This window comes from Catellatospora chokoriensis, assembly GCF_011297315.1.
GTDB lineage: Bacteria > Actinomycetota > Actinomycetes > Mycobacteriales > Micromonosporaceae > Catellatospora > Catellatospora citrea.
Window position 1 is genome coordinate 105,359 of sequence record NZ_JAAOTI010000016.1, and the last position, 24,731, is coordinate 130,089.

The following is a 24,731-nucleotide window of genomic DNA, read 5'->3' on the forward strand; positions in this document are numbered from 1 at the left end:
CGGCAGCCGGCCCACGAATCGAACTACTTGGCGTCAGCCAGGTCGGCGATCGCCCGCGCGGCGCGGAAGTACGGGCTGCGGCCCAGCTCACCGATCGTCTTGATGCCCAGGGCGTCCTTGAGGTGCTGCGCGGCACGCTCGCTCACGCCGGCGAGCGCGGCGACCGGCGCGTCGGCGATCTCCTCAAGGCTCTTGTCCTGGTAGTCCTTGTCCAGCAGCTTGGCGAGGTCAGCGGAAACCGCCATGGCCACTCCTTCGGGGTCGTGGTCCGGCGTGGCGCCGGACTTGCGCCCAAATCCTTTCACTTTCGAGATGCGTCGATCTCGTGGACCCCGGCCCGCCGGACCCGTTGGCACGGCAGGATGCGACGTCATCGCGACTCTCCGTCACGGACGGTCGACAAAGGAGGCGGTCCGCCTGTCGCAGTCACGTATGCCGAACCGTGACGCACCGATACGCCCGCCCGGCGACCTGCTGTTTCGCGTGTACACCGCCGCGGGCTCGGTCGGAAACCGGACAACCCGGGCTTATCATCGACGATGATCGCTTCGTTTCGGCCGGTCAGGCCGACTTCGTGGCGTCGGACGCCGTGCGCAGGGGCGCCGGCGTGCTCAGCCGCCGGTGTACTCCGGATCGTCGGGCCCTTCCGCGGGTTCGATGGGGTGCGGGGTGCGTCCCCGCTGCTCGCGAATCTCGGCCTCGTCGTCCTCACGGACGATCTCCGGCTCCTCAGGTGTCTGGCTCATCGCGGCCTCCTCGGTCGGGCAACCGCATACGTACCCATGACGTGCCGTTTTCATGCGCCCACACGCGGCAGATCGCATGTCACCAGCGCGGTCGGGCCTCGAAGCCGGTGTCCGTGGCCGGGGTGCCGGCCTCGTCCGGCGCCTGGGGGAGCGGCGGCGTTAATCTTGTCCGGTGAGTGATGATCTCGGTCCGACTCGCCGCCTGGCGACCTACGGAAGTCTCGCGCCGGGAAAGCCGAACCATCACCAGCTGAATGATCTTGCCGGTCGCTGGTTCCCGGGCCACGTGCACGGCCGTCTCATCGAGCAGGGCTGGGGGAGTGCCCTCGGGTTCCCCGGGCTGGCCGTTGACCCCGACGGCGAGCGCGTGGGCGTCGAGGTCTTCGAGTCCGGCGACCTGCCCGAGCACTGGCCGCGGCTCGACGAATTCGAAGGTCCGCAGTACGAGCGGGTCGTCGCCGAGGTGCACACGCCGCACGGTCCGGTCGAGGCGTGCATCTACGTGCTCAAGGCGGCGCCAGCCGCGACGTGAGGCTCGGCCCGCGCGGATGCGGCTTCTGCCGGGCAGGGTTCCCCGCAGCTCAGCGGGCCTGTGCAACTCGCAGGCATGCTTCGCAGGTTTCAGCGCCCGCCGGATCGGTGAGTCGGTAGATGTGACACTCACCGGCCGGGCCCGGCTCGGTGACCTCTGCCGCGGAAGGAACCCGGTCATGGCGAAGTTTTTGACCATCGGATACGGCGACCAGGCGGGATACGACCGTACCGCCGCTGAGCTGCGCGATCGGGCGCACGCCCATGACGCCCGGCTGCGGGAGGCAGGTGCCGAGTCGGGAATCGCCGGCGCGCCCGTACAGGTGAGAAATCATGACGCCACCGGCGTGGTCGTGGAGAAAGGCCCGTTCATGTCGGCTGCGCTTCCGGTAGCCGGGTTCGCGCTCATCGAGGCCGCCTCGATCGACGAGGCGATCGAAGCCGTGTCCGCGACTCCGTGCGCGATCGCCCACGGGATCGTCGAGGTGTGGCCGCTGCACGAGTAGGCGTAGGTCGCCCCACGGCGTCGCCGATCACCACGCGCGGGTGGTGGCCCCGTACCTCCGGCTGGGCCAAGCAGGCCTTGTCGGGCTCGGTGCGCGGTCAGCAACTGCCTGCGAGCCGGATCAGCCGAGGTCGTCGCTTGACCTTGACACAGTGACAAGGTCTTCACTGTGGCGCAGGAGGTGGCGATGACCACGCAGGAGCAGGACACGAACATGAGGCAGGCCCTCCGGGGCCTGGAGCACCGCGACCCGTCGGTCAGGCTGCGGGCGGCGCTGGCGGTCGGCACGACGCCCGACCCGGGATCCGTCGCCAAGCTCGTCGAGCGGTGCGCCATCGAACCCGAGTTCTACGTACGCGAGATGCTCACCTGGGCGCTCACCCGCCAGCCGCCGTCGAGCACGGTCCCGAAGCTCGTCGACGAACTCCGCTCGCCGCGAGCGCAGGCGCGCAGCCAGGCCCTGCACACGCTCTCCAAGATCGGGGACCGGCGGGCGTGGCCGGCGATCACGCAGGCGCTGCTGGCCGACCCCGACGACACGGTGGCGCAGAGCGCCTGGCGAGCTGCCGTGGTGCTGGTGCCCGACGGGGGACAATCCGAGTTGGCCGCGGTCCTGGCGACACAACTCGGGCGTGGCGGGCGCGAGACGCAGTTGAGCCTCAGCCGTGCGCTGATCGCGCTCGGCGAGGTGATCATGCCGATCCTGCACGCCGCGACCACGGATCGCGATCCTGGCGTGCGCGGGCATGCGCGCGCCACGCAACAGTTGTGGCTCGACCCCGACGCAGGCTTCCAGCTCGCTGTCGAGCAGGCCAAACGTGTCGCGGCCCTGGGCAGGGCCGGCGAGGAAGGATGATCGGCAGTGTTGATCGGTGAGGTGGCCCGGCGGTCCGGGGTCAGCGCCCGCATGCTCCGCCACTACGACTCGCTCGGCCTGGTCCGGCCGACGGGACGCAGCGGCACCGGCTACCGGGAGTACTCCGGCGAGGACATCCGGCGGATCTTCCACATCGAGAGCCTGCGCTCGCTCGGACTGTCGCTGCGTGAGGTCGGGCGCGCCCTCGACGATCCCGACTTCACTCCCTCAGGCCTGGTCGACGACCTCATCCGGCAGACCCTCGACCGCATCGCGGCCGAGACGGAACTGCTCACCCGGCTGCGCCGGATCGGCGCCGCAGAGCCCACCGGCTGGGAGGACGTACTGCAGATCGTCGCACTGCTGCAGGCGCTGGGCTCGGACAGCGCGGGCAAGCGCCAGCGCGCGGCGCTGTCCTCGGCAGCCGAGGACCGCATGCCGGTGGAGGCGCTGGTCGAGGCGGTGCTGAGCGAGACCGACCCGAACGTGGCCGGAGCCCTGCGGTGGGCCCTGGCCCGTTCGGGTGACGACGGGCTGGCTCTGCTGGCCCACGGCCTCCGGGCGTCGCAGGCCGAGGTGCGCACACGTGCCGTGCAAGCCATCGCCGCCATCGGCAACGACACGGCCGACGCCCTGCTACACGACGCGCTCACCAGCACCGACGTCGCCGTCCGAAGGCACGCGGCCCTGGCGCTCGGCCCACGCGGCGTCGCCGACGCCGTACCCACCCTCATCGACATGGTCCTGGCGGAGGTCAACGACGTCGAAGCCGCCGACGCCCTGAGCGCCCTGGCCGACGACCCCGTGACGGCGGACAGGATCGCCGCGGGGCTCATCGCCCCCCTCGGCACCGGCACCGCCGACCCGTCGACGCGCCGGCGGCTGACCCAGGCGCTCGCCGGCATCCCGGGCGGCACCGCCTCCCGGGCGCTCACCGAGCTCGCACAGGACGACGACCGCGGCGTCGCGCTGACCGCTGTGTACGTCATCCGGCTGCGCGAGGCCGGCGGCGACGGCGGGCGCTGACCGGTTGGCGATCGCGCGGCCGGCCCTGCCCCGCCAGTCGCCGACCGTGCCCGCGCGGCGGCTGCTCGCGCTGCCGGTACTGCCCGACCGCGGTCGGGCAGTACCGGACCGGACCGCTGCGTGAGCGCCACCGAACGACGGGACGGGAGCGGCTCTGCCTGCAAAGCACGGGCCGCTGCTGTATCAGCCCGAGTTCCGCCAGAGCTGCACGGGCTGGTCGCTGTCGCAGGTGGTCAGCATCACCGCCTTGCCGCCCCCGTAGGGCGCGGAAGCGATGGCCAGACACTGTCCGGTGTCGGTGTTCTGGAGGGTCTGACCTCTGTCGGTGGTGCTTTCTATGCGCCAATGCGAATAGCCGGTTCCGCCGAGTCCGCTGCAGTGCGCCAGCCCGGCTCCGGAGTTTTCGGTGTAGGGCGCTTCCAAGCACTTTCCGCTCGCGCGGTTGACCAGCTCGAAGGTGCCGCCGCCGGTGTCGCGAAACGTCCACTCGTAGGCGTGGCTGGAACTGCAGGGCCCGTAGCCGGGGGAGAAGTCCTCGCCCGACACGCATTGACCGATGGAGGCGTTCCGGATCCGTGATACGGAACCGGGCTTGAAAGCAGTGGCCTTGGCCGCACCCGACCTCGACGGCTTCACCGTAGGGGTGCGGGAGGCGCGCGTGGCCGGCGACGGGGAGGGTGGACCCGACGGCGACGGTGATGCGGGCGGCCCTTTCGTGTCCGGTGGGGTGGACGAATCGGGCATGAGTGTGACAGCCATGATTGCACCCGCGACGATCACGGGCAGTGTGAGCAGTATGCCCCGGCGGAGTAGTGGCGGGACACGGACGGCTCGCCGATTCCGGTCGACCTCGCGATCGGGCTGGGCGCCAGCGCCGACTACTGCTGCGGGTCGGGACGCCGTCGCGCGCGGACGTTCCCGTTCGGCGGTCTGGTCGGTGGAGTCTGCCGCGCGGCGCGAAAGCGATGCGGGCGGCGGTGGCGCGGTGGACGTAGGGCGGTCCATGCCTGTGGCGGTGATGCCCCAGGCGACACCGGCAGCGGTGAGGATGTCGCTGCCTCGCCGGCCGCGCTCGTCGGGTCGCATCAACATGTCCTCGGTGAGCAGCAATCCGACCAGGTAGTCCAGCTTGGGGTCGGGCTGCAGAAGCTGAACGGCGATCAGGTGCCCGTCGCAGAAGACCGCCGCACCGGACATGCCCTTCCAATACCCGGGCGGGCAGTTCAGGTCGGGCCGCAGCAGCATCGTCCCGGTCGTGGCTCCCGCGACTTCCGCGAACTTGACCGGCCCGTGAACCTGCACGGGGTTGCGTTTCGTCCCGAGCTGACCGGCCCTCGGCCAGCCGTACATGACGAACCTGGCTGACGTATCGGTCGTGATGCGTGGCAGCACCGACAGCGACACGGTCTCGGCCGGCAGATGCCCGTGATCGTCGGCGGCGAGCAGTGCGAGATCGTGGTGGCGGTGAAACCATGCGATCCGCGCGGTTACGGTGCGCCTGCTGATGTCACGCACCGTCAGTTCGACACCCGGCGCATCGGACAGCGCGTGCGCGCAGGTGAGGACCAAGCCGGAGCCCAGGTAGTAGCCCGACTGGTAACCGTCGGCCACGCCGGCCGGCGCACCGCGGGAGATCACCTCGACTGCGCGGTCTGCGTCGAACGCAGCCACGCTCACCGTGCTCATCTGGAGGATTCGTCTATTCCGGGATCTCGCCGTCACCGGTATACAGCGGGCCGGAGCCGCTCTTGGGGATCAGTTCCACGGTCACCCGATGGGCGTGGCCGCCCGAATGCGAGCGCTGGCCGCCCACCTCCACGAACCACTTGACCCCGGCCGAGCCCTGCGTGGTCCGCTCGGAGACGACCTCGAGCTCCACGGTCACCTTGTCCACCTGGAATCGTAGATCCTGGCCCTTGGCCGCCTTGGCGGCCGCGGTCAATTCCGTGCGAAGCGCGTCGATCGCGTCCGCCAAGCCGATCTTGTCCATGGAGCCATCCCCGTGTCGCGAAAGGACAATCGCGACAGCATATCGGCTGTCGTCGCCACCGTGTGCAGTCCGAAAAGGTTCCGAGCGGACCTGCCCGAGCAGATCCGCCTCGTGCCGCTCGGCGGCCACACCGACGGCCACGCCGGAGTGGCCGTGCGCGACGGACATTGCGGCGGCAAACCGGCCAACTTTTCATCGACCTCGAAGGCCACAACGCGCAGTCCAGCGGGTCGGACGCGGCGCAGCGCTGCCGGAGGGGTCCGTGGGCCTCCTCCGGCAGCGCTGCCGTCAGTGTCCGGTCGCGGCGGGGTCGCGCCGCTGCTGGTCCTGCTGGAGATCCTCGGCGCGGGCCGGACGCGGCGAGTTGATCTGCGCCGGGTGGGGCGCGGGACGAGACGGCCACCAGAACCGCTCGCCGAGCAGCAGCGCCAGTGCCGGCACCACCAGTGTGCGGACCAGCAGCGTGTCGAGCAGCACGCCGATGCCGACGATGATGCCCAGCTGGGTCAGCACGATGACCGGCAGCACCCCCAGCACCGTGAAGACCGCTGCCAGCAGCACCCCGGCCGAGGTGATGACACCGCCGGTGGCCGACAGCGCCCGCAGCATGCCGGCCCGCGTGTTGCCGCGTGCGGCGGTCTCCTCCTTGGCCCGGCTGACGAGGAAGATGTTGTAGTCGACCCCGAGCGCGACCAGGAACAGGAACGCCAGCAGCGGCACGTTGGCGGCCAGCGCGGGGATGTCCAGGGCGGCGAAGGCCAGGCTGGCCGCGCCGAGGCTGGCCGCGTAGCTGAGCACGACCGTGGCCAGCAGGACCAGCGGCCCCACCACCGAGCGCAGCAATGCGATCAGCACGATCAGCACTACGGCCAGGACCAGCGGGGCGACCACGGCGTTGTCGCGGGCGTTGGCGTCGCGCCGGTCGAGGTCGGCGGCGGGCTGCCCGCCGACCAGGGCGTCCGCTCCTGCTCCGGCGGCCAGGGCTTGGCGTAGCGCGGTGACGGCCCGGTCGGCGCCGGGGGTGCCGGACTCGTCGTCCAGCTGCACCGGCAGCAGCGTCAGTGTGCCGTCGAGCGACGGTTCAGGGCGGCCGACGGCCGCGACTCCGGCTGTGCGGCCGGCGATGTCGGCGGCCTGCTGCGCGTTCGTGCTGGAGACGACGACCTGCAGCGGCTGCGACGATCCGGCGGCGAAGTGCGCCGCCAGTGTCTGCTGGGCTTGGACCGACTCCACCTCGGTGCGGAACTGCTCGGTCTGCGACAGCCCGATCGTGGTCGTGAGCAGTCCCGCGCCGAGTGCCGCGAGCACGAGCGCGGCGGCGGCCAGGACGCCGACGGGGCGGCGGCCGACGAGCCGGGCGACCCGGGCCCAGATTCCGGTCTCGCTGGTCTCGGCGCTGCCGGCGACGGGCACGAGCGGCCAGAACGCGCCGCGGGGCAGCAGCGCCAGGGCTGCGGGCAACACGATGAGCCCGAAGATCAGGGCCACGCCGACGCCGGCGGCGGCGGCGATGCCGAGAGTCCGGTTGCTGGTCAGCACGGCGGTGACGAGGGTCAGCAGGGCGAGCACGACCGTCGCGGCGCTGCCGACGATCGCCGGAGCCGCGGCCCGGACCGCGGCGGCCAGCGCGGCGCGCCGGTCGGTGGTGCGGCGCAGCTCCTCGCGGTAGCGGGAGATGAGCAGCAGCGCGTAGTCGGTGCCGGCGCCGAAGACCAGCACGGAGACGATGCCGGCGATGGAGGCGTCGGTGGGCTCGCCGATCAGGTGTCCGATCCACGGCAGCAGCTTGGCGACCAGCTGGTCGCCGAGCCCGATCACGGTCAGCGGGACGATCCACAGGATCGGGCTGCGATAGGTGATCAGCAGCAGCAGCGCCACCACGATCGCGGTGGAGACCAGCAGGGTGACGTCGGCTCCCGCGAAGGCGGCGGAGATGTCGCGGCCGAAGGCTGCGCCGCCGGTCACCTGTGCGCTGAGCCCGGCGGGCAGCTCGGCGGCGTCGCGCAGGACGGCGCGCAGGTCGTCGACAGTGCTGTCGCGGACGTCGTCGGGCAGGTCGGCCTGCAACGGCACGACCAGCAACGCCGCCTGGCCGTCGTCGGCGTAGGCGAGCGGTGGCAGGTAGCCGACGTGCTCGCGACCGGCGACGGTCGTTCGCAGGGCCGTCAGGGCCTGGCGGTCGGTATCGGTGAGCGCGGTGCCGGGGCGTTCGAACACGATGATGGCGGATTCGGCTCGGCCGCTGGCGAATCGGTCCATCAGTTCGGTGACGCGGGTGGACTGCTTGCCTTCCGGCAGGCCGTCGGTGGGGCTGGCCGCGGGCTGGGCGGGACTGGTGAGGAACACCAACGCGGCTACCGCCGCCGTCGCGAGCAGGATGGCGGCTGCTCCGACCCGGCTGGCGATCCATGTGGCGAGACGCGCACCCATGAGCTGGGCTCCTGTTCAGTATTCGTTGATGATGCAACTGTTCGATCACCGAATGGTTCGGTGATCGAAATGCTATAGTGCTCGCCATGCGGGAGCAAACGGGGCCCCCCGAGCGGGTCGCCGCGCTCGACGAGGTCGCCAGGGCGCTACAGGTCAGCGCGGTGGAGAGCGACGTATTCGTCGACGTGTTCGCCCGAGCCCACCACCTGGGCCGCAGCGACCTCAACGCGATCATGTGGATCGCCGCGAGCGCCGAGCAGGGCCGACCGCTCACTGCCGGCGAACTCGCCGGACGCCTCGGCCTGGGGGCATCGGCGACCACGTCGCTGATCGACCGGTTGGAGGCCGTCGGCCACGTCGAGCGTGTCCGAGACCCGCGCGACCGCCGCCGGCTCACGCTGTCGATGAACGACACGGCGCTCGCGATGGCGCGGGACTTCTTCCAACCTCTGGGCCGGCGGATGGCCGAGGCCCTCACCGACCTGCCGACCGAGGACCTGCTGGTCGCCGCCGAGGTGATCCGGCGGATGACCGGCGCGATCGTCGCCTCGCGTGAGGCGGCCCGCAGCGAACGGCCGCCCGCCGACCGCCCTGAACCGCGCTGAACCCGGCCGCCCGCTGATACGACGCGTGAATCGACGCAAATTCGGGCCGCGCGCCACGCCGCCCGCCGCCTGCGGCGACGATGAAATCGTGGCAAGCAGTCCGCGGCCACGAGAAACCGCAGCCGGAGGTCACCATGGGCATCGACGAGAAGTTCAGCAACCTGTCACGCCGGTGCGCGGGCCGATCCATGGAGCTGGTCGGCAAGATCACGCACAACACGCGCTGGCAGATCGCCGGCTACACCACCTGGATGGCGGCACGCGACGACGAAACCCGCGAGAAGGCCAAGGACGCCGCCAAGGCGATGGACGCCCTGTCCGCCTACGGCATGGCACACCTGCCGCCGCTCGCGGAGCACGCCGCACCGTCCGCCCTGGGCGGAGCTGTCGGCGTGGGTGAACCGCCGACGACCACCGCGCTGCCCGACCTGCCCGCCACCCGGCCGGTGCCCGACCGCGTGCCAGGCGGGCCGGCGCTGCGATGACACCCGCGCACACCGGTCGCGACGGCGACGAACCCACCGGCCGGGCAGCCGTGGTCGAGAACGTCTGGGACTACCCGCGGCCACCACGCTGCGAGCACAGCCGACGCCGCATCGCCGCAAGCCACCGCGGCCGGGTCGTCTTCGACACCCGGCAGGCCGTCAGGATCCTGGAGACCTCGCATCCGCCGGTCTACTACGTGCCCCGCGAGGCAGTGCTGCTGCCACTGCGGCCGTCCGGGCGCACCACGCACTGCGAGTTCAAGGGCACCGCCTCCTACTGGGACCTGACCGTAGGCGACGAGGTCGTGCCCCAGGCGGCCTGGTCGTACGAGGAACCGGCGGCCGGCTACCGGGAACTCGCCGGGCTGCTCGCGTTCTACCCATCCAAACTCGACACGTGCCTGGTCGACGGGGAACCCGTCACACCGCAGGTAGGCGACTTCTACGGCGGGTGGATCACCCGCGACATCGCCGGCCCGTTCAAGGGCGGACCGGGCACGACCGGCTGGTGAATGCCGACGCGGTGAAGCCCGCCGAGGACGGCGACGGGATCGTGCTGGGCGTCGCGAACGTGACCGGCGAGGCGGTCACGGCGGCGATCACCGGCCTGGACGGCCAGACCGCCGCGTAGTGCGGCCTGGCGGAAGGGCCGGTGGCACTGGTGCTCGGGCCGTACGAGGTGCGTTCGCCGCGGGTGCGCTGAGCCGGCCTTTTCGGCGGAGCGCGGTCGCTGAAACCGCTCTCACGCCTATCCTGCGATCCGGCCGTCAGCGGTGGCGGCGACCAGTGTCGACGGACGCTGTGTCGCCGCCACCGCTGGCGTCTGGAACAGCTGCGTTCCGAGGTGGCCGTCTGCTACCGGCGGACGCGCTTCGCAGATGGGTCAGGAGAGCGCGTGGACAGTTTGACAACGGATCGGCGCCCTACCGGCAAGGCGACGGAGCAGCCCGCTGCGCGGTCCTCGGCAGTGCGGCTGACGTGGGCTTCCCCGCTGTACCGGGGTGCCGCCGTCGCGATGTTCCTGTCCGGACTCGGGTTCTCGGCCGCCGCGCCGCAGATCGCGTCGTTCCTGGTCCACGACCTGGGTGGGTCGCTGACCGCGGCGGGCCTGTTCTACCTGACGAATCTCACCGCGCCAGTGGCGGGCTACCTGGTCGGGTCGCGGTCGGACCGCACCGGGCGTCGGCTGGGGCTGTTCCGGGTCTGCGCGGTGGCCGGATTCGCCGGCTGGGCGGGCATCGCGTACTCGACGCAGCTGTGGATGCCGTACGTGGTGAGCGCTGTGGTGCTCGCCTTCGCCGGAGCGGCCACGTCGCAGCTGTTCGCCGCCCTGCACGACGAGATGAGCGCGCGCCCCGACCCGCGCAACGATGGCGTCGTGGCCATCGTGCGGATGGCGCTGACCGCGGGCTGGGTCGTCGGCCCGGTCGCCGGTGCCTTCCTGGCCGGGCACACCTCGCTGCGCTTCACGCTGCTGGTGACGGCGATGCTCACCCTCGCCCAGGTCGTTCCGCTCGGGATGATGCGCACGCCGCAGGTGGTCACCGCGACCGCGTCGGCACCGGGTTCCGCGGCTCACCGCCCAGGGGTACGGATGATGCTGCCCCTGCTGGCCTTCACCGGCCTGTACGTCCTCGTCTACGCGGGAGAGTCGATCAAGTACGCCTACCTGCCGATGTACATGAACGACGAGCTGGGGTTCAGTTCCGGGCTCAGCGGCGCGGTCATCGGGATCCAACCGCTGGTCGAGCTCGTGCTGATGCCGCTGGCCGTCGTCGTCGCCCGCCGGACCGGCATGCTGCGGCTGATGGTCCTGGGCGCCGCGTTCGGGGTGGCCGCCAACCTGTGCTTCGCCCTGACCGGCACGGCGGCCGGGCTGTTCGCCGGGCAGATCCTGATGGGCGGTGTCTGGGGCGTGTTCGCCACGCTGGGCATCATCGTCGCCCAGCGGCTGCTGCCCACCGCCGTCGCCACCGCGTCGGCGATCTTCCTGAGCTCGACCGCGTTGAGTTCCGCACTCGGCGGGCTCGCCGGAGGACTCGGCGCTGCGACGGTCGGCCTGCCACTGGTGTTCCTCATCCCGAGCGTGCTGGCAATGCTGGCGGTGCTCGGTCTGGCCGCCATGTCGCGCTCGCTGCGGCAGGCCGTCTGAGCCCGGCCGGCCGCTCAGCCGGATCGGCCCGTGCGGGGCCGGGGCGGCAGGATGGTCGCTGTCTCGTTCGACATCGATCGGGTGGTCGCGGCACTGGGATACGTGGCCGCCTCGGCGGTGCACGGGTCCCGGCGGGTGCGGTTCTTCAGCGGCAATCCGCGCCGCGCCGACCTGGACCGGCTCGCTGCGCTGGTGGCGCGGGGTGCCGTGCGGCCGGTCGTGGACCGGGTCTTCCCGCTGGCCGCCATCGCGGGCGCGCACCAGGCACTGGAGGACGGCGGCGTACGCGGCAAGATCGTGGTCTCGGTCTGACGCCGATGGCGCCGGACCGCGACCGTCAGTCGTCGTCGGCGCCGACGCAGGCCGGGATTTCGTTGGTGGCGGCGGGTCCGGCGCGCGGTGACGTGCCGGACCCGTCCCTGTCAGGCCCGTTGTCACGCCGCGTTTCACCATGGCGGTTGGCGACGCGATGGCAGCTTGGTCCAGCGGGTGGGGCGACGGCACGGCATCGTCCGTCGGCGAACCAACGCTCAATGCGACAGACCCGGCTGGGTCGTAGATCGGGAGGAACTACCTTTGCGCGGTGAGTAGAAACTGGATCAACGTGTTGGGCCGGGTGGAGCTGAAGGTAGACGGGCATGACGTTGCGCTCACCCCGCTGGAGCGGACATTCGTCGCGATATTGAGCGCCCACCGTGGACGTATCGTGCCCGTCGACCGCCTGATCGACGGGCTGTGGCAGTCCGGGCAGCCCGGCGGAGCGCGCAACCGGGTACAGGCGCTGGTGGTGTCGGTCCGGCGGGCCGGGGGCAGGGAACTGGTCGTGACCAGATCACCCGGCTATCAGCTCGGCCCGTCGGCCGACATGGACAGCGTCGACTTCGCCGACGACGTACGGGCCGCGGCTGCAGCCACCGACGACCGGCACGCGGTGCAACTGCTCGACCGGGCGCTGGCGCGCTGGCGGGATGACGCCTTCGTCGACGTCAGCTCGACCATGGTCGACTTCGAGCGTGACCGGCTGCAGGAGCTGCGTGCGCACGCCGTCGAACTGCGTGCCGAGGCGCAGCTGTCGATGGGCATGCACCACGAACTCGTGCCGGAACTGACCACCCTGGTCCGCGACCGGCCGCTGCGGGAACGGCTGCGCGGCCAGCTGATGGTCGCGTTGCAGCGCAGCGGCCGGCATGCCGAGGCGCTGGCGGTGTACCGCGCCGGAGCCCGCCTGCTGGCCGAGGAGCACGGTATCGACCCCGGCCCCCGGCTGCAGCGGCTGCACCAGGAGATCCTCGCCAGCGAGCAGCAGGACGACGGGGTGCGCGCCTTGGTCCGGCCCAACCAGCTGCCGGGCACCGCGCGCGACTTCGTCGGCCGGGAGAAGGAGCTGGGGCTGCTGCGGTCACTGCTCGTCCACCCGCCCCAGGTAGCCGGAGCCGCACGGTTGGTCGCGGTGACCGGGCTGGCAGGCACGGGCAAGACGGCGCTCGCGCTGCGCGCCGCGCACGAGCAGCGGCACCGCTTTCCCGACGGATGCCTGTACGCGGACCTGCGTGGCAACTCCGGCGATCCGGCGCTGCCTGGTGCGGTGCTCGGCGCCTTTCTGCGCGCGCTCGGGGTGACCGGCAAGGCCATCCCCGACGACGTCGAAGAACGCGCGGCGCTGTACCGTTCCGTGCTCGCCGACCGCACCATGCTGATCATGCTGGACGGCGCGGCAGGCGCGGCTCAGGCGCGGCCGCTGCTGCCGCCGGGCCCGAGCGGCGCGATCATCACCAGCACCGCCGACCTGCACGGGCTGGCCGGAGTCTCCGTCGTCGCGCTGGACGTGCTGCCCGCCGAGGACGGGATGGACCTACTGGCCGGGCTGGCCGGCGCCGAGCGGATCAACCAGGAGGCCGCGGCCGCGGCACAGGTCGTCGAGCTGTGCGGTGGACTGCCGCTGGCGTTGCGCATCGCCGGTGTGCGGCTGGCCGAGCGGGAGGCGATGACCGTGGCGCGGCTGCGCGACCGGCTGCACGACGAGCGCCGGCGCCTCGACGAGCTGTCGCTGGGCGAGCTGGACGTGCGCAGCAGCTTCGCCGTCGGGTTCGAGCGGCTGCCGCCGCCGGCCGCGGGTCTGCTCGCCGTGCTGAGCCGTACGTCGCTGCGCACCTTCGGCATGTGGGACGAGCAGACCGAGGTGCTGCTCGAGCAGCTGTGCCGGGCGCAGCTGCTGATCGCGGACCCCGGTGGGCGGGTGCGGATGCACGAGCTGATCCGGCTCTGTGCCCGGGAACGTGCCGAACCCGGCACGGGCGAGCTGCTCGGCTGGTACGCACGGTTGCATGCGTACGCCGCACGGGCCGGTGCCGCGCTGCCGTGCCAGGCATACCCCGTGCCGGAGCCTGTGGCGGCGATGGACGCCTGGGCCGCGGTGAGCTGGTTCGAGACGGAGCGGGAGAACATCGTCGCGGCCGTGCAGGACCTGCTGCGGCTGGACGCGGTGGACCTGGCCGGGCGGGTGTCCTGCACGATGGCGAACTTCGCCCTGATGCGCAGCGAGCATCTGCCCGAGTTCGCCGACTGCCTGCGTGCCGTGCTGGACCGGGACGCCGAGCTGAGCGGGCCGACCCGGCTGGCGGTGCGGCTGTGTCTCGGCACGACCTACCGCGTTCTGGACCGGCACCTCGAGGCGCTGCCGCTGCTGCGCGCGGTCCACCGCGACAGCCGCGCCGTGTCGGTGCCGGTGCGGGTCGCCGCCCTGCAGAGCTATTCGCTGTGCTGTCGTCATCTGGGCCGCGTGCGCGAAGCCGACGCGGCCCTGGAATTGATGGTGCGGCTGTGCGCCGGGCATTGGCCGGTCGGCCCGGTCGGCGCGCACGCGCTGCTCACCCTGGGCATGCACTACGGGCAATACCAGCACTCTTCCGAACTCGCCTACGCCGCGCTGGCAGGCGCCGAGCAGCTGTTCGACGGCGACGGCGACCTGTGGGGCGCCGCGCTGGCGCGCGAGAGCCTGGGGCTGCTGCACCGGCATGCGCAGCAGTGGCCGCAGGCGGTGCGCCACCTCAGCGATGCGGTTTCTGCCGCGCGTCGGCTCGGCGACCGGCTCGGCGTGGCCACCGCCGAGCAGGCACTGGCCGCAACGCACCTGGCCGCCGGAGATCGCGAATCGGCCCGGCGGCTGCTGAACCGCACCGTGCCGGCTTTCCACGGCATGCGCCACGGGTGGGGCGAGGCGATCTCACGGCGGCTGCTGGGAAAGGTGCACCTCGAAGACGGCGACCTCGCCGCGGCCGTGCGCGAGCTCGAACACTCGGTGGGCATGCTGAGGACGATCGGGCAGCCTTTCCCGCTGGCCAACTCGCTGAGCCTGCTGGCGCAGGCGCGGGCCGCGCTGCACCGCTACGACCAAGCCATCGAACTGGGCCGGGAGGCGCTGCGCACCTTCGAGCACTTCGACGCCGAGTACGTCCACGACCTGCGCCGACGGCTGGCGCTGTGGACAAGCGCAGTCGCCGCGCAGTGACGGCGCAGCGCACCCGCAGCGGCCACCGCGACAGTGAAGGGCAACCACCACCATCCAAGGAGGTTCGCTCATGACCAGGGCCATCACCCGCGTCGGCGACGCCATGCTCGCCAAGCTGCTCGGCAGCGAACAGGCCGGTGCCTGCGTGCCGGAGCAGGGCCAGGCCTGCACCTGCGTCGCGTCCAACGGCTACTGCTCGGGCGGCAGCTACTTCCGCTACTACCGGCAGGGCTACATCAGCTGCACCGGAGCCTGCACGACGTCGACCTCGCGGCCGATCTGCTACACCAAGAAGGTCGGCGTCTGCTGACCTGGCGCCATCCGCCAGGGGCCGCGCCGACTGGCGCGGCCCCGTCATGACTCGCCAAGGAGCTCTCATGCCGGGTATCGCCAATGCCGCCCTCGCCGTCATCGGCGCCGTCGCCGTGCTCAACCTCGTCCTCACTCTGGCACTCGTGCGCCGGCTGCGTGCCGTGGAAAGCAGCCACGACCACGGCGGCGAACCGATCCCCGAGGTGCTGCCCGCACCCGGTCTGAACGTCGGCGGCTTCGCCCACGCCGACCTGTCCACCGGCCGCCGCACCGTCGTCATGCTCACGCCCACCTGCCCGCCGTGCCAGACACTGCTCGACACGCTGACCGCCGACGCCGGCCGCTACCGCCGCGACGCGCTCATCTTGATGATCGGCACACCGGCCGAGACCGCCGCCATGGCCGAGCGCCTGGCCGGCTACGACACCGTGGCGGTCTCGGAGCACCTTGCCGAGACCGCGTTCAAGGTCAAAGGATTCCCCGCCGTGCTGTCGGTGCACGACGGCATCGTGGTCGGCTCCAGCCACGAGCTGCCGGTCCTGGTCTGACCATGGCGGCGCTACGGACTGCCCTGCGGTTGGGAGCCGCTGCACCGGCCGCGCTCACGGCCATGATCGCGTTGATCCTCGTGGGCGCCGTGCCGCCGGTCGGCGCCGCCTGGTTCACCAAGCTGCTGTTCGACGAGATCAGCAAAGGCCCCGCGGCCGACCCGCGGGCCGCGCTCGGCTACGCCGTAGCGGTCACCGTGCTGCTGACGCTGGTCACCATCACCAGTCGCCTGGCAGGCTACTTCACCGCGGCCGTGCAGAACGCGATCGCGATCGCCGCCGGCGTGCAGCTGTACCACAGAATCAACACGTTCCTCGGCCTCGGCCCGTTCGAACAGCCCGCGTTCCGCGACCGGCTGGCGCTCGCCCAGCAGGCGGCCGACCAGGCGCCCTACGCCGTCGTCATGTTCGCCGTCCAGCTGGCCCAGAACATCATCACCCTCGGCGGCTTCAGCTGGATCCTGGTGTCGGTGTGGCCGCCCGCCGGACTGCTCCTACTTGCCGTGGCGGTGCCCGAACTGCTCCTGCAGCTGCGGCTGTCCCGCCGCAGCGCGCAGGCCGCCGAGAACAGCGCGGGGCTGTTCCGCGCCCGCTTCCTCTTCCAGAGCCTGCTCACCGACCTGCGCGCGGCCCGTGAAGTGCGCCTCTACCGCCTGAGCACGTTCTTCCACGACCGGCTCACCGGCGCGATGCGCACCGCCGGCCGCATCGAACTGCACGCCCACCGGCATGTGGCAATCGTCCAGGCCGTCTGGGCGCTGGCCGCCGCCGTGGTCACCCTCACCGTGACCGCGATCGCCGTGAACGCCGCCCTGCACGGCACGCTCAGCCTCGGTGACCTCACCGTCCTGCTCGCCGCGCTCGCTTCGCTGCAGAGCGGCCTGTCCGCCATCGCCGGGCAGCTCGGCGAGGTCGGCACGGCGATGCGGTTGTTCCGGCACTACGTCGCCGTCCTCAGCAGCCCGGCCGACCTGGCCGACGGGCTGGTGCCGGCGTCGCCGCTGCACACCGGGATCAGATTCGACGACGTCTGGTTCCGCTACGACGCCGACGGACCCTGGGTCCTGCAGGGCGTCAACCTCGTGATCCCCGCCGGCCAGGCGGTGGGCATCGTCGGCCTGAACGGAGCCGGCAAGAGCACGCTGGTCAAGCTGCTGTGCCGGTTCTACGACCCCGACCGCGGCCGTATCACCTGGGACGGCGTGGACCTGCGCGAGCTGCAGGCCGCCACGCTGCGCGAGCGCATGGGCGCGGTGTTCCAGGACTTCATGTGCTACGACCTGACCGCCCAGGAGAACGTCGGCATCGGGCGGTTGCCGCACACACCGGCGCAGGTCGCCCACGCCGCCGCGCAAGCCGAGATCCACGATCGACTCCGCACCCTGCCGCACGGGTACGCGACCCTGCTCAGCCGCACCTTCGCCGACGAGGACGGCCAGGCAGGGGTGACCCTGTCCGGCGGGCAGTGGCAACGCGTCGCACTGGCCAGATCCCTGATGCGCGCCGACGCCGACCTGCTCATCCTCGACGAGCCCAGCTCCGGCCTCGACGCCGCCGCGGAGGCCCGCGTGCACGCCTCACTGGCTCGGATCCGCCACGGACGCACCGGCCTGCTGATCTCCCACCGGCTCGCCACCCTGCGCGACGCGCAGCAGATCGTCGTACTCGACGCCGGCCGGGTCACCGAGTCAGGCACCCACGACGCGCTCATGGCCACCGACGGCGCATACGCCCGCCTGTTCCGGCTGCAGGCCGGCGGCTACCAGCTGGCGGTGGCGCCATGACCGGCTGGCTGCGGCGCCGCTGGCGCCTGATCACCGTACGCGGAAACAGCATGCGGCCTGCCCTGCACGACGGTGACCGGCTCATCGTCCGAGTCGGACGCGCACCCGCCGTCGGCGACCTCGTGGTCTTCCGCGCCGGCGACGTCGTGCCCCAGGCCGACGTCACGTGGATGGTCAAACGAGTCCAACGCGTCGAACCCGACGGTTCCGTGACCGTACGCGGCGACGCTGCCGACAGCCAGGACTCGCGGCACTTCGGTGCGGTGCCGCGCGGGTCCGTGCTCGGCGTGGCCAGACGGAGGCGTTGACACATGTATCTCACCATCGGCGCCCAGGCTCTGCTCGGCCTGGTGTTTCTCGCCGCGGTCGTCGGCAAGATCTCCAGCCGGGCCACCTACCGCGCGTTCACGGGTTCGGTGCGCGAGATGGGCTTCCGGCCCGCCGGTCCGCTCGCCGCCCTGGTGGTCGCCGCCGAGTCGGCCACGGTCGCGCTGGTTCTGCTGTACCGCCCGGCGGGGTTCGCCCTGGCGGCACTGTTGCTGCTGGCCTTCGCCGCCGCCATCGTCGCCGGCCTGCGCCGAGCCGGCACCGCGACCTGCCGCTGCTTCGGCCGCACCGCCGTGCCACTGGGGCACCACCACGTCTGGCGCAACGCACTGCTCATCGGCTGTGCGGCCGTCGGTGCATTCGCGCCGACCGGACCGGTGCGGGTCGAGGCAGCGGCGCTGGCCGTCGGGTGCGGACTGGTGGCCGGGGCGCTGATCGTCATGCTGGACGACCTCAGGTATCTGTTCATGCCGCGGCGGACCTGACCCGGGTCCCCGCCGAGGCCCGGGCGGATGCGGGCGTCTCGGCCGGGGGCCTCGGCCGTCTTGGCGGGCCGGTACGACGTCGGCCGAACTTGCCAAGGCGATCAGACCACCGACGGGACCCGGGCTTCGACACGTCTGCGATTCCACAACGCGACGGCACCGTCCCGCCGGGACGTCAACGGCGGCCCGGCTTCACCCTCACCGTCAACGCCCTGGCAGCCAAGCAGACCCGCAGCGGGGCGAGGTCGGTTCCGAACCACCACACCAACTTTGAGAGGTGCAGGACCGCCGGACGGTCTTGCACTTCTCACGTCCAGGTCCATTCGGCCGACCCGCGCTTCGTGGCCGTCCGCGTCGACGGGGTGCCGGGGGAGCGGGGAGCAAAAATGCGAGCAGAGCCACTCCCTGAACAGATGCCGAACGGCGCTGATCATGGTTTGTGGGGGCCGTTGATAGTCCGTTCCGGTGGCATCGGTCGGCGAGAGCTCTGTGCCCGAAGGAAACCGGGTTGCGGGCGTAGTCCTGAAGTCTGGCACGATGCCGCCGTGGATCTGTTGCCCTGCGGTCACGCAGCCTACGCCGGACCCGGTCGGATGTGCCGGCACCTGCTCGGCGACGACAGCGACGAGGACCACGTACGGCTGTTGACCGGTCGCGGGCTCGAGTACGACATGTGCTGCCAGGCCTGCGACAAGGGTGCTGACCAGGGGCATCCGGTGGACCTGCTGGTCGCCTGCGAGGGCTGCGTGTCCCGGTGCGCAGAGACCGACTGGAGCATTGTCGGGTGGCGCGGTACACCAGGTATCGGACAGCGTCCCGAGCCGTTCGACACGACGGTGCGGGAGACACCGCTGCCGGTCGACGTCGTCGACTTCGTCCCGGTGGCGGACAGCGGCTTGGCATGGTTGCTGCTGGACCGCGACGGGCGCATCGGTAGGTTCGACGCGGACACGGGCATCTGGACCGTGCTGGCCGAGACATCCGTGCCCGCAGAGCCAGACCATGAGCCGTGGGCTGGGCACGAGCTGCGCCGCCGCCTGCATGCCGGCGCTGACGGCCGGTTCGTAGCGGTGGTCAACGACTTCGGCCGCCATGGGCAGGTGCTCGACCTGCGCTCAGGAGCGGTGACGCTGGTGCTGAACGGCGGCGACCACCGGCCCGACACCGTCCCGCTCTCTCTGGCGATGCTCGAGTATCAAGGCCGCGTGATGGTGATGCACCGAACGGCGTGGAACCGGCTCGACATCTCTGACGCCGCCACCGGTGAACTGCTCACGGCTCGGGAACCGACCTCCTACACCAATGGTGGGCCCCGACCCGAGCACTACCTCGACTACTTCCACGGTGCCCTGTGCCTGTCCCCGACGGGACGGTACGTGCTCGACGACGGCTGGGTGTGGTCACCGGTCGGCATACCCCACGTCTGGAGTGTCCACCGGTGGTTGGAGGACAACGTGTGGGAGTCCGAGGACGGCCGGAGTCTGCGCGGGCTCGCCCAGCGCGCCTATTACTGGAACAACCCCATGTGCTGGCTCGATGACCAGCGTCTGGTGGTCGCCGGCATCGGCGGCGACGAGGAGGCCATGCTGGCCGGTGTGCGTGTTTTCGACGCCGAGACCGGACGGGAGACAGCGGCGTTCGCGGGCCCGACCGGGGCCTTGTTCGCCGACGGGCGACGGCTGTACGCGGCCGCGGCCACGGGCCTGGAGGTGTGGGATCCGGCCACGGGCGAGCGCACCGGCGCTGTGCCCGGTTTCGTGCCGACCCGCCACCATCCACGCGCCGGCGAGCTCGCGTCCGCCGACGGGCTGGTGCTGCGACGATGGCGCACACCGTGCGAGCCGACATTGGCGTCGTGACCGAATGCCGCACGGTGGCGCCTACGACACTGTGGCCAAGAGCGTCGCCGTCGGGCCACGAAGCCGCACCCCGGCGGGCCAGATCACATCGCCGGGTTCCCACCGGGCCCGCAACGTGGCCTCTTCGCCGACGGCGCACCGGATGACTGGCGGGGTCGAACCCAGGGCGTTCCTGACGAAGGTGAGATGGCTGCGATGGTGATCAGCGAAATCGGCGGCTGGCCGGTGGGGAAGAACCTCGACGACCTCGCGGCGTACGCGATGGCCCAGGGCGCCGAGGGCTATCAGGTGCATGAAGTACGGCTGTGCCGGTGCGCGGCCTGCGGGGTCAGTTCTACGGCATATACGGTGACCTGGAGGAACACGCCGCCAAGCGGGTCTGCCACGGCTGCGGAGCAGAGCATTTCATCGCTGACAGCGGCGAGTACTGGGACGACACCCAAACAGCGGTCATGGTCTGCGAGTGCGACGGTGATGGCGACGAAGAGGCCTTCAACGTCGCGGTGGGCTTCTCGCTCTACACCGACAGCGGTGGGATCCGCGCCCTCGCCATCACGAGCCGATGTGTCGCGTGTGGGCGGCTCGGCTACTGGGACGACTGGATGATCCGCGGTGGCGCCATGCACCTTTTGGATCTGGCGTAGGACGGCGTTGGCGCTGACCTTGTCTCCGGCGAGTTCGATCTATACGGGTCGTGAGGTGGGTTAGGCGGCTGCGCGCAGATGGCGAACTCGTTAGGGTGCTGGCGTGCTGAGTGACCGTGATCGCCTGCTCCGGATGTACCGCGAGCGCGTCGCCGCCTACCAAGACGCTGACGACGGCTTCCGTGACCGCTGGTCGGCATGGTGCCGGATGGTGCTCGCCTACGGCGGTGAACTGGTGGTGCCGCCGCTGCGGCCCGAGCCGGACCTGGACTGGCTGCTCGCCGACGGCATGGAGCACGGTCCGCAGGTGAGGGTCGTGTCGTCGGGCGGGGACTGCCACGGCAACGTCGCCAAGCTGTGGATCGACGGCAAGATCGACGTCATCGGCACCGGCTACGCGCTGTTCGAAGGGCTTTGGCGGCAGCACTCGTGGGGCGTCGGCGACGGCGACGTATTGGAGACCAAGTGGCTCTGCGAGCGGTATGTGGGCGTGGTCCTGCCGGCTGGCGAGCAGACGGTGCGGTTCGCGCTGAGCAACTTCGACGGCGACGTCAAACAGGTGCTGCAGCAACGTACGGGTCGCGCTGACGAGATCGTGCAGGTGCTGCAGGCCGTGCGCCGTCGGCGACTTGACGGCGAGCAGTCCCGTTCCACATCCGGGGCCGTCACGTGACGCGGCTCAGACGGAACGTGCGGTGAGCAGGCGGCGGTATGTGGCTCGGGGGGTGCCCGGCGGTTACCGGATCTGGGACAACCGGGCACGCCGCTGGTGGGGCGATCTTTACAGAGGTATCCTCGGGCCAGCAGCATCGCCTGGACGGCGACCATGGCGGTCAGCAGCATGGTCTCGGCCAGCCGAACGACAGCGCAGTCCTCGGCCGCCAGCTCGTCATCGGCTGGCTGCACCGTGGCCGAGCCAAGCCCATCCCGACACTCCTGGCGCTTGCCAAGCGAATGAACCTGACGCAGTGAGTAGTTACTAGACTGGCCCCGTGGCCGCGCCTGAAACCAACTCGTTCGCCACCCCGCGGCTAGCTGCAGGGGCGCTCTTCGTCGATGCGACGGGCCGCCCGCTCCTGGTCAAACCGAGCTACAAGCCGGGTTGGGAAATCCCCGGCGGCTATGTCCACGAAGGCGAAGCGCCGCTCACCGCCTGCCGCCGCGAGATCATCGAAGAACTGGGAAAGGATCTGACGGTCGCACCGCAGCCGCTCGTCCTAGACTGGTCGCCTGCCCCGGATGAGGGCGACAAGATGCTCATCATCTTCGATGGCGGTGAACTGAGTGAGGCGGACTTATCCACGATGACCTTCGCTGATGGCGAAATCGTCGACGCGCGATTTGTCGATGCAAATAGTCTCGCCGACCACCTGCCAGCCCGCCTTGTCAATCGGCTGCGGCTCGCCCTCCGTGCGAAATCCGAGCACCGTTGCATCTACGCCGAGCGCGGTCTGGAGTCGTAGATACCTGCCACGATCCATGTGCTGGTTCCGGGTCTCGGGTGGTGGCACCCTTGGCTGCTCTTGTTGGACGTTCGCCCCCAGGCGTCGTTCACGTGTTGATCCGCTCGCTGATGCACACTTCCTTCGGGACGAGGCGCTTCCAGTGCAGGACGGCGAGCACAGTCCCAGACGAAGCATCGCTGAGAACACCACTCGATGAACGAGCTTGTGATCAATATCAGTTGGGACGCCTGGCACTTCAAGGCCCGGCTGGCCCACGAGTTGTGAGCCTTGATCGCGTTGTCCTGCATATGAACAGGACAACGTGATCGTTCTCCGTATAGACGATCGCCCCTTGATCTGCGCCTCGACGCGAAGGGGTCTGATCGATGCTGTGTGGTCCGCCAGCGGCGCCTATCCCCAGCGGGCACCGATGTTCCCGTCGTCGACGACGAAGTGGATTCGGCTCAGAAGGTACTGGTAACTCAGATCCCTGGCCAACGCGCCGGCGAGGTCGGGAACTGGCTCTCACGAGCGAGCGGCGAGAGCTGGCGGTCGACCGGTGGGACGAAATGGGAGCACCGAACCATGATCAACACCGGGCGGCTCTGATCGCAGCCAGCTCAAACGCTGGCTAAGCCCGATGCGCAGGCTTCGGGCCGACGAGACCGCCTAGGTGATCATTGCCGGGCACGCCTTATCCAGAACCTACGCTGGGGCACAATGAGATAGCCATCGATGGAGGCCCTGCCGAACACCGGATGGGGGATGGTCGGTGTTCGCACAGGAGGGCAGGTACGCGCAGGTCGCTGACGAGTTCGCCAGCCGTGGTTGGCCTGGGCAGTGCAGCATCGCGGTGGGTTGGCGTAGTGCTCGAGGAATGACTTCGTCTCGTCACCGCCGGACGGCTGACGGCGGTCATGTGCCTGTCGAACCTGTCACCTTGACGGATGCCATAAGATAACGGGCTATCGATATCCGGTCGGCCGTGTCAGCTGCCGTGCCGACGTCTCTGCTGTGAACCGATGCCCCGCCGGGAGGCCCGCCATGGAGACGCTCAAGATGTTCTCCAGGACCGGGCTAGTCGGGGTGGTTGGACTTGCACTACTGCTCATCGGGATCTCTGAGGAATTCTCTGTCGGCATCGCATCCGTTCGGATTCCGGAGAACGGTCCGTGGCGACTGGTTCTCGGCGCCACAGGTGTGGCCTTGGTTTTCATCGCGTTGGTGAGGCTCGCAATCACCGCGTACCGGCGGTCGGTCAGTCCTCCGCCAGAGTTCTTGGCATTGATTGACAGCCCCCAGCACGCGTTCGGACACGTGGCGAAGGACGTCACGCGGCTGTCCATCCTGGCACGTACTGCAGTCAACCTGGTCACCGGATACAGTGACGTACTTCGCAGATTGATCCACGAGGGTTGCGAGATCCGGATATTGCTCGTCGACCCCGCCTGCGCAGCCGCCCGGCACCTATATGCGGACAACTATGCTCGCTTCCACCGCAATCTATTTCAGACGGCCACCTTTCTGCGCGAGCTCAATGACACCGTTAATGCGGATGGCAGCGGTCGGGCTGTCACCATCCGGCTGATCAAGCACGACCCGCCCTTCAGTCTCCTATACGTCGAGAAGGCCGACGACACTCGATCGCTCCTGGATGTGCAACTCACGCTGACCCGGACCCTGGTGGGCCGAGGCCGGCCGGTGTTCCGGCTGGCACGCGTCAACCCTTGGTACGATGCCTTCCGCGAAGAATTCGACGTCACCTGGTCGCAGCATGCAGAACCCGTCACCCCGGCCGAGCTGCTTGCTCGCCTAAACGAGACGATCTGAAGGGGGGCTCTGCCGACCGATGGATACTCGGGATCGAGACAACGACTGTCCCTTCGACGCAGAAGCAATTCGATCATCGGAGTTCGCGGGCACAGACCACTTCGCCGCCATCTATAACGTCGCCCCCATCGTGCCAGGACATTCGCTCGTCGTGCCAAGAGAACATCTGACGAGCCTTCTCGATCTCGATCCGAGCAGGCAAGCGGGCTTCTTCGGCTTCGCCCGCCACGTCACGCGGTTCCTGCTCGCTGAGTTCAGCGCCACTGGCTTCGACTGGATAATCCAGGACGGCCAGGATGCCGGACAGACCGTCTGCCACCTCCACCTGCACGTCATCCCCCGATGGAAGGGCGACTTGCCCGAGCCTGGTGACTGGTACACAAGGCTGCGACTGCCGCTCGGCGAGACCGGCAACGGGCCAGTCGACAGCCGGGCCCGGACTCGGCTTTCCGAAGAGAAACTGCAGACAGTTGTAACGACGCTAGCCGGCCGCATCCGCGCATGGGCAAGCTGAGCAGGGCGCCTTGCATGGGACTATGTGACAAACGGCTCAGGCGCGCTACCGGTGGTGACCCTGGGTGGTGCTCATCCATGTTGGATACTCGCTCGAATGCGAGCTTGATCGAGTTGTAAGCGTGGTGTTCGCTGGGTTGTTGCCGCTGG

At 70.2% G+C, this 24,731-nt stretch carries 27 protein-coding genes; 22 read left to right on the forward strand and 5 right to left on the reverse strand.

Annotated elements, in window-relative coordinates; genetic code table 11:
* Positions 1 to 23: 23 nt before the first annotated feature.
* Together HAV39_RS23875 and HAV39_RS43320 are read right to left on the reverse strand one after the other, a co-directional pair.
* Positions 24 to 245, reverse strand: a complete 222-nt coding sequence (locus HAV39_RS23875; protein ID WP_191841386.1) for a hypothetical protein — start codon at positions 243 to 245, stop codon at positions 24 to 26.
* 366 nt (positions 246 to 611) lie between these two features.
* Complete coding sequence (locus tag HAV39_RS43320; protein ID WP_275412025.1) at positions 612 to 746, reverse strand: hypothetical protein; 135 nt, start codon at positions 744 to 746, stop codon at positions 612 to 614.
* Between the two features lie 172 nt (positions 747 to 918).
* On the opposite strand from HAV39_RS43320, the gene HAV39_RS23880 reads away from it, so the two are divergent.
* From HAV39_RS23880 to HAV39_RS23895, 4 genes are all read left to right on the forward strand, one after another.
* Positions 919 to 1,278, forward strand: a complete 360-nt coding sequence (locus HAV39_RS23880) for a gamma-glutamylcyclotransferase family protein (RefSeq protein WP_191841387.1) — start codon at positions 919 to 921, stop codon at positions 1,276 to 1,278.
* 178 nt (positions 1,279 to 1,456) lie between these two features.
* A complete protein-coding gene (locus tag HAV39_RS23885) occupies positions 1,457 to 1,783 on the forward strand; it encodes a YciI family protein (RefSeq protein ID WP_191841388.1) in 327 nt (108 codons plus the stop codon).
* 186 nt (positions 1,784 to 1,969) lie between these two features.
* Entirely contained in the window at positions 1,970 to 2,638 is a 669-nt protein-coding gene (locus HAV39_RS23890; RefSeq protein ID WP_191841389.1) for a HEAT repeat domain-containing protein, read from the forward strand.
* A gap of 6 nt (positions 2,639 to 2,644) precedes the next feature.
* Positions 2,645 to 3,664: a HEAT repeat domain-containing protein gene (locus HAV39_RS23895; RefSeq protein WP_191841390.1), complete on the forward strand. Its 1,020-nt coding sequence runs from the start codon at positions 2,645 to 2,647 to the stop codon at positions 3,662 to 3,664.
* 183 nt (positions 3,665 to 3,847) lie between these two features.
* Here the strand turns inward: HAV39_RS23895 and HAV39_RS23900 are convergent, their stop codons facing one another.
* The 3 genes from HAV39_RS23900 to HAV39_RS23910 form a co-directional block, all read right to left on the reverse strand.
* Positions 3,848 to 5,350: an RICIN domain-containing protein gene (locus HAV39_RS23900; protein WP_191841391.1), complete on the reverse strand. Its 1,503-nt coding sequence runs from the start codon at positions 5,348 to 5,350 to the stop codon at positions 3,848 to 3,850.
* A 13-nt stretch (positions 5,351 to 5,363) separates the two neighbouring features.
* Positions 5,364 to 5,654 (reverse strand): trypco2 family protein, encoded by a 291-nt coding sequence (locus HAV39_RS23905; protein WP_191841392.1) that lies wholly within the window; start codon positions 5,652 to 5,654, stop codon positions 5,364 to 5,366.
* A 288-nt stretch (positions 5,655 to 5,942) separates the two neighbouring features.
* The gene (locus HAV39_RS23910) at positions 5,943 to 8,084 is read right to left on the reverse strand and encodes an MMPL family transporter (protein WP_191841393.1); all 2,142 of its coding nucleotides are present in this window, start codon (positions 8,082 to 8,084) and stop codon (positions 5,943 to 5,945) included.
* An 86-nt stretch (positions 8,085 to 8,170) separates the two neighbouring features.
* On the opposite strand from HAV39_RS23910, the gene HAV39_RS23915 reads away from it, so the two are divergent.
* The 18 genes from HAV39_RS23915 (at position 8,171) to HAV39_RS23995 (ending at position 24,582) form a co-directional block, all read left to right on the forward strand.
* Entirely contained in the window at positions 8,171 to 8,689 is a 519-nt protein-coding gene (locus HAV39_RS23915) for a MarR family winged helix-turn-helix transcriptional regulator (RefSeq protein WP_191841394.1), read from the forward strand.
* A 134-nt stretch (positions 8,690 to 8,823) separates the two neighbouring features.
* Positions 8,824 to 9,174: a hypothetical protein gene (locus HAV39_RS23920; RefSeq protein ID WP_191841395.1), complete on the forward strand. Its 351-nt coding sequence runs from the start codon at positions 8,824 to 8,826 to the stop codon at positions 9,172 to 9,174.
* Complete coding sequence (locus tag HAV39_RS23925) at positions 9,171 to 9,686, forward strand: DUF427 domain-containing protein (RefSeq protein ID WP_191841396.1); 516 nt, start codon at positions 9,171 to 9,173, stop codon at positions 9,684 to 9,686. Before HAV39_RS23920 ends, HAV39_RS23925 begins: the two co-directional genes overlap by 4 nt.
* Positions 9,683 to 9,805, forward strand: coding sequence for a hypothetical protein (locus HAV39_RS43325; RefSeq protein ID WP_275413968.1), 123 nt, complete (start codon positions 9,683 to 9,685; stop codon positions 9,803 to 9,805). The genes HAV39_RS23925 and HAV39_RS43325 overlap by 4 nt, the downstream gene beginning before the upstream one ends.
* A gap of 264 nt (positions 9,806 to 10,069) precedes the next feature.
* Positions 10,070 to 11,326 (forward strand): MFS transporter, encoded by a 1,257-nt coding sequence (locus HAV39_RS23930; protein WP_203736582.1) that lies wholly within the window; start codon positions 10,070 to 10,072, stop codon positions 11,324 to 11,326.
* 51 nt (positions 11,327 to 11,377) lie between these two features.
* Complete coding sequence (locus HAV39_RS23935) at positions 11,378 to 11,638, forward strand: zinc-binding dehydrogenase (RefSeq protein WP_191841397.1); 261 nt, start codon at positions 11,378 to 11,380, stop codon at positions 11,636 to 11,638.
* 271 nt (positions 11,639 to 11,909) lie between these two features.
* Positions 11,910 to 14,834: an AfsR/SARP family transcriptional regulator gene (locus tag HAV39_RS23940; protein ID WP_191841398.1), complete on the forward strand. Its 2,925-nt coding sequence runs from the start codon at positions 11,910 to 11,912 to the stop codon at positions 14,832 to 14,834.
* 70 nt (positions 14,835 to 14,904) lie between these two features.
* Positions 14,905 to 15,144 carry a hypothetical protein gene (locus tag HAV39_RS23945; RefSeq protein WP_191841399.1) on the forward strand — a complete coding sequence of 80 codons (240 nt, stop codon included), beginning with the start codon at positions 14,905 to 14,907 and terminating at the stop codon, positions 15,142 to 15,144.
* 67 nt (positions 15,145 to 15,211) lie between these two features.
* Positions 15,212 to 15,694: a thioredoxin domain-containing protein gene (locus HAV39_RS23950; RefSeq protein WP_191841400.1), complete on the forward strand. Its 483-nt coding sequence runs from the start codon at positions 15,212 to 15,214 to the stop codon at positions 15,692 to 15,694.
* A gap of 62 nt (positions 15,695 to 15,756) precedes the next feature.
* Positions 15,757 to 17,478, forward strand: a complete 1,722-nt coding sequence (locus HAV39_RS23955) for an ABC transporter ATP-binding protein (RefSeq protein ID WP_239120873.1) — start codon at positions 15,757 to 15,759, stop codon at positions 17,476 to 17,478.
* Complete coding sequence (locus HAV39_RS23960) at positions 17,475 to 17,786, forward strand: S24/S26 family peptidase (protein ID WP_191841402.1); 312 nt, start codon at positions 17,475 to 17,477, stop codon at positions 17,784 to 17,786. Before HAV39_RS23955 ends, HAV39_RS23960 begins: the two co-directional genes overlap by 4 nt.
* A 3-nt stretch (positions 17,787 to 17,789) precedes the next feature.
* On the forward strand, positions 17,790 to 18,290 hold the full coding sequence (locus tag HAV39_RS23965) for a MauE/DoxX family redox-associated membrane protein (RefSeq protein ID WP_191841403.1): 501 nt from the start codon (positions 17,790 to 17,792) through the stop codon (positions 18,288 to 18,290).
* Between the two features lie 545 nt (positions 18,291 to 18,835).
* Positions 18,836 to 20,149, forward strand: coding sequence for a hypothetical protein (locus HAV39_RS23970; protein ID WP_191841404.1), 1,314 nt, complete (start codon positions 18,836 to 18,838; stop codon positions 20,147 to 20,149).
* A gap of 311 nt (positions 20,150 to 20,460) precedes the next feature.
* The gene (locus HAV39_RS23975; RefSeq protein WP_191841405.1) at positions 20,461 to 20,793 is read left to right on the forward strand and encodes a hypothetical protein; all 333 of its coding nucleotides are present in this window, start codon (positions 20,461 to 20,463) and stop codon (positions 20,791 to 20,793) included.
* Positions 20,794 to 20,896: 103 nt separating this feature from the next.
* A complete protein-coding gene (locus HAV39_RS23980; RefSeq protein ID WP_191841406.1) occupies positions 20,897 to 21,466 on the forward strand; it encodes a hypothetical protein in 570 nt (189 codons plus the stop codon).
* A gap of 319 nt (positions 21,467 to 21,785) precedes the next feature.
* On the forward strand, positions 21,786 to 22,256 hold the full coding sequence (locus tag HAV39_RS23985; protein ID WP_191841407.1) for an NUDIX domain-containing protein: 471 nt from the start codon (positions 21,786 to 21,788) through the stop codon (positions 22,254 to 22,256).
* A 1,026-nt stretch (positions 22,257 to 23,282) separates the two neighbouring features.
* The gene (locus HAV39_RS23990) at positions 23,283 to 24,068 is read left to right on the forward strand and encodes a hypothetical protein (protein WP_191841408.1); all 786 of its coding nucleotides are present in this window, start codon (positions 23,283 to 23,285) and stop codon (positions 24,066 to 24,068) included.
* A gap of 19 nt (positions 24,069 to 24,087) precedes the next feature.
* Positions 24,088 to 24,582, forward strand: coding sequence for an HIT family protein (locus tag HAV39_RS23995; protein WP_191841409.1), 495 nt, complete (start codon positions 24,088 to 24,090; stop codon positions 24,580 to 24,582).
* Positions 24,583 to 24,731: the final 149 nt, after the last annotated feature.